This window comes from Aestuariivirga sp., from assembly GCF_044238155.1.
Taxonomy (GTDB): Bacteria; Pseudomonadota; Alphaproteobacteria; order Rhizobiales; family Aestuariivirgaceae; genus Aestuariivirga.
In genome coordinates this window covers 1-4590 of the sequence record NZ_JBIIDX010000203.1, presented here as the reverse complement: position 1 = coordinate 4590, position 4590 = coordinate 1, and the positions used below count along the sequence as shown (strand labels likewise).

Here is a 4590-nt window from a genome sequence, read left to right as displayed (position 1 = left end):
TATTCAGCCCAAACGGGCCGGAGCGCAAAGTTGAACCGCTTCCTCTGCTTGCGGCCGTTGTAGATGAGCGCCGCGATGGCAGCGCAGATGAGCAGGCCAAGAACCCAGCTTGCCGTTGCGCCGATCGACCCCGGGGTGATGCCGGAAATGCCGCCCCCGATGAGTTTGAAGTTCTTGTCCATGGGCGCAACCGTCTCGCCGCGGATCACCGACCAGGCGGCACCACGCCAAACAATCAGCCCGCCGAGTGTAACGATGAATGACGGGATGCCGAAATAGGCGATGAGCGCGCCGTGAAAGGCGCCAATGGCGGCGCCGAGCGCCAGGCCAAGCGCCAGGGTCACGATCCAGATCGCCGGATGGCCGACACCAAGCAGGGGACCGAGCCAGTAGACCTGCATGGTACCGATGCAGACCGCGGTGAAACCGAGGATGGAGCCAACGGAGAGGTCGATATGGCGCATGACGATGATCAGCACCATGCCGGTGGTCATGACCGCGATGGACGATGTCTGAACAAGCAGGATCCACAGGTTGCGCGGTGTAAGGAAGCTGCCTCCCAAAAGGCCTTCGCCGCCGCGAATGATACCACTGGCCGCATCAAAACCGATCCAGATGATGAGGAGCGCTCCGATCATGCCGAGCATGCGCGAGTCGATTTCAGTGGCGCGCAGGAAGCGCGTGAAAGCACCCTCCTGGGCGAGGGATGGGGTCTGGGTGTTGTCGGTTCCTGGCATCGTCAAGCCCCCCTTTAGCTCAAAACCGAAATCATCAGTGCGCTTCTTGATGGCGCATCCGGTTACGAAAACCGCGCCACTCCGGTAGGAGTGGCGCGGCTGTAGCTTGTCAGGTCATGCCGTTCTGAACGGCAGATCAGTTGCAGGCGGCAACGGAGCCTGCGGCCACGCCGGCGCAGACTTCTTCCTTGGTCACCCAGCCGCCGTCGATAACGTCGTTCAGGTTGTCCTTGGTGATCGGGTTCGGCGCGATCAGCACCGCATTGACCTCAACGCCCTTGGCGCCACCGGAAAACTTACCGACGCCCGGAATTTCAGTCGCGGCCTTGCCATCGGCGATCATGTTGGCGAATTCGGCCGCCGACTTGCCGAGCACGCGCGAGTCCTTCCAGACCGAGACCAGCTGGGTGCCAAGGGCAACGCGGTTCAGAGCGGCCTTGTCGCCGTCCTGGCCGGTGACCGGCACGGTGCCGGCGAGACCCTGGGCTTCGAGCGCCGCAACGACGCCGCCAGCCATGCCGTCGTTCTCGGAGATGACCGCATCAACCTTGTTGTTCACCGAGGTCAGGCACTGCTCCATGTTCTTCTGGGCAGCGTCCGGCTTCCAGCCGTCCGTGAAGGTTTCGCAGACATTCTTGATCTTGCCGGCATCCATGTTGGGCTTCAGGACTTCCATGATGCCCTCGAACAGGAAGGTCGCGTTCGGGTCGCCCTTGTCGCCCTTGATGAAGGCGAAATCACCTTCCTGCTTGCCCTTCTCGAGCATGGTCTTGGCCATGAGACGGCCAACGCCCACGTTGTCGAAGGTCACGTAGAGCGCATCGGGATGCTCGACGAGAACGTCATAGGAGATCATCTTCACGCCGGCATCAGCAGCGGCCTGGAAGGCCGGCAGGATCGCGTCGGAGTCGAAAGCAACGACGAGAATGACGTTGCAGCCCTGGGTGATCAGGCCTTCGATGTCAGCCTGTTGCTTGGCGGCAGAGCCCTGTGCATCCGCCGAGAAGTACTTGTTGCCTGCAGCCTCGACCACGGCCTTGATGGCGGCTTCGTCGGTCTTCCAGCGCTCCTCCTGGAAAGTCTTCCAGGACACGCAGATGTTCTTGCCCGCCGCTTCCGCGGACAGGGTTGACAGGCCAAGCACCAGCGCGCCAGCCGCCATGGTCATAATCTTGCGATACATTTATGGTCCTCCTCCAGGCCACGGCGATTTCCATGAGACGCCTCCCTGAAGCGGCTTCACGCCACCGCACGGAAATCCTGGGCCCTGGACGATTTGTTGTTTTATTTCGGCGTCCAAAAAAATGTTGCGGCAATCCGCTTCGCGAGTCAACATGCAAAAAATGTCGAGGCTATTGTGCGGCGCAATAATTGCTGCACATGCGAAGTAGTGTATGCGGGAAAAGGCTGACAGTGACCTGGTGCGGCGGCAGAACCGGCTTCTGCTGCTGGAGGCGTTGCGCCAGAACGGCCCGCTTGCCCGCGTTGAACTGGGCCGCCACACCGGACTCTCGCCCGCATCGATCACCTCGATCTCATCGCAACTGATCGCCGACGGCATCCTTGAGCAGGTGGAGGCACCCGCGCTCCAGCCCGAGATGCTTCACCGCCGCGGCCGGCCACTCACCCAGATCGACATCAGCGGCAAGTCGGCACATGTGGTTGCAGTCAAGCTGTCGATCGACGGCATCGAACTGGCGCTGGCGGACGGCCGCGGCGACATCGTGGCACGACACACGGCGCGCACCTCCACTTATGAAGCGGACCCGAAGGCTTTTGGCCGGCTGGTGGCTGAAGAGATTGGGGCGCTTCTGGCCAGGATACGCATTGCGGCGCGGCGCGTGGCCCGCATCAGCATAGCGGTCCAGGGCGTTGCCGACTCGCAAACCGGCACCGTCGTGTGGAGCCCCGCCTTCCGACTGCGCAACATCGCCGTATCTGGCGCGATCAAGGAACGGCTGGGTATCGCCTGCTCCATCGCCAATGATGCCAACATGATCGCTGAAGGACTGATCAGCACGAGACAGGTCCAGCCGCGAGAAACAACTGCCGTTGTGTTCATTGGCTACGGCGTTGGCATGGGGCTCATCATCAACGGCCAAGTCTATCATGGACCGAGAGGAGCAGCCGCCGAATTCGGCCACATGAATCACATGCCCGATGGGCCACTGTGCCGATGCGGGCGGCGTGGCTGCGTGGAAGCCTATGCTGCAGACTACAGCCTGCTGCGGTGGGCTTCAGGCGAAGCAGCCACACGGCCACCGTCCGTCAGCTCAATTCCCGAGGCCGAACTGCGGGCACTTGAGGCTGCGGCGGCCCGCGGCGAAGCCCCTGCGCGCGAGGCCTATGCCAAGGCGGGCGAAGCCCTCGGCTTCGGGTTTGCCCGGATCATTTCCATCCTCACGCCGTCGCGCATCATTCTCACCGGCCCTGGCACGCGCGCCATGGCACTCATCTCACCACATCTCGAGAGGGCCCTTGCAGCCGGAGTGGTGGAGGAATTGCGCCGCAACGTCGAAATCGAAGTGATCCCCACCGATACCGACATGATCATCAAGGGCACGATCAGCCAGGCACTGCGCAGCGTAGACCGTGAGATATTTGCCTATGGCCCGCTGCAACAGCGCGGCCGTGAGCTGGAGAACATCGCATGAGCATCACCCGCCGTTCTGCCTTGCAAGCCATGGCCGCCAGCGCAATGCTTGCCGCCAAGCCCCGCCCATTGCGCGCGGGCACCGCTGGCGGTGACATCCTGCGCCAATGGTACAGGGTCGTTCTGAGGCTGGTGCGGCACACGGCCACCTATTCACCGCCAGTAGCGAGTCGTGCCTTCGCATATCTCGGAGTCGCCGCATATCAGGCAGTTGCGTCAGGCTCGACGTCGCTGATCTCGCTCGAAGGCCAGCTGAACGGCCTCAATGATTTGCCGCGGCGCGATCGCGCAAAGCGTTATGACGATGCCGTGATCACCCACTGCGTCATGGCCTCGGCTGTAACCGCCTTCTTTGGCAATACCGGCCCCACTGGTCAGCGGGTCATTGCCGCCGCCCAGAAAAAACTGAAGGCTGATGCACTCAGTGGCCTTCCTCGTGACGTGGCTGACGCCAGCCTCGCCTATGGCGAGGCGCTGACAGCGGCAATCATCGAGTGGTCGATGGATGATGGCGGCGCGGTCATCAAGAACATGGGCTTTCCCATGGCCTATGACCTGGCAACGCAGCCGGACAGCTGGGCGCCAACCAGCGCCATCCGCCAGCAGCAGTTTCCACTGCTGCCAGACTGGGGAAGCAATCGTACCTTTGCGATGCCGGATGGCACCGCCTGCCCGCTGCCGCCGCCACCAGTATACAGCGAGGACCCAGGTTCCAGCTTCTACGGAGAGGCGCGAGAGGTGTATGAGACCATCAGGAACCTGACACCGGAACAAGAGGCAATCGCACGCTTCTGGTCGGATGATCCGATGCTGTCACCCACGCCACCTGGTCACTGGATTTCAATTGCGCTCGACATTCTCACCGAGCAGACGGCAAGCCTCGACAGGTCAGCCGAGGTGCTGATGCGCCTTGGCGTCGCCGTTGCGGACAGCTTCATCGGCTGCTGGCATGCCAAGTACAGCTATGATCTGCTTCGGCCAGTAACCTATATCAAGCGGGTCATCGACCCGAAGTGGGAGCCAATCCTCATCACCCCGCCATTCCCCGAATATCCGAGTGGACACAGCACCCAGTCGGGCGCGGCAGCAGCCGTCCTCACCAGCATGTTTGGCGAAGGCTTCGCCTTCACCGACCGGACCCATGAGCGCGATGGCTTGGCGCCTCGTCAATTTTCTAGCTTCGAACAGGCCGCGCAGGAG

General features: G+C 62.1%; 3 protein-coding genes and 1 pseudogene. 2 read left to right on the top strand and 2 right to left on the bottom strand.

The annotated features are described in order from the left end of the window. Together ACILRN_RS15800 and ACILRN_RS15795 are read right to left on the bottom strand one after the other, a co-directional pair. Nucleotides 1–737: pseudogene (locus ACILRN_RS15800) on the bottom strand (sugar ABC transporter permease); the annotation flags it as partial. Nucleotides 738–873: 136 nt separating this feature from the next. Beyond that, the gene (locus tag ACILRN_RS15795; RefSeq protein WP_395689912.1) at nucleotides 874–1920 is read right to left on the bottom strand and encodes a substrate-binding domain-containing protein; all 1047 of its coding nucleotides are present in this window, start codon (nucleotides 1918–1920) and stop codon (nucleotides 874–876) included. Between the two features lie 211 nt (nucleotides 1921–2131). On the opposite strand from ACILRN_RS15795, the gene ACILRN_RS15790 reads away from it, so the two are divergent. Further along, nucleotides 2132–3391: an ROK family protein gene (locus ACILRN_RS15790; protein ID WP_395689910.1), complete on the top strand. Its 1260-nt coding sequence runs from the start codon at nucleotides 2132–2134 to the stop codon at nucleotides 3389–3391. After that, nucleotides 3388–4590: vanadium-dependent haloperoxidase (locus tag ACILRN_RS15785; protein ID WP_395689908.1), on the top strand; the 1203-nt coding region annotated here is incomplete at its 3' end. The genes ACILRN_RS15790 and ACILRN_RS15785, both read left to right, overlap by 4 nt.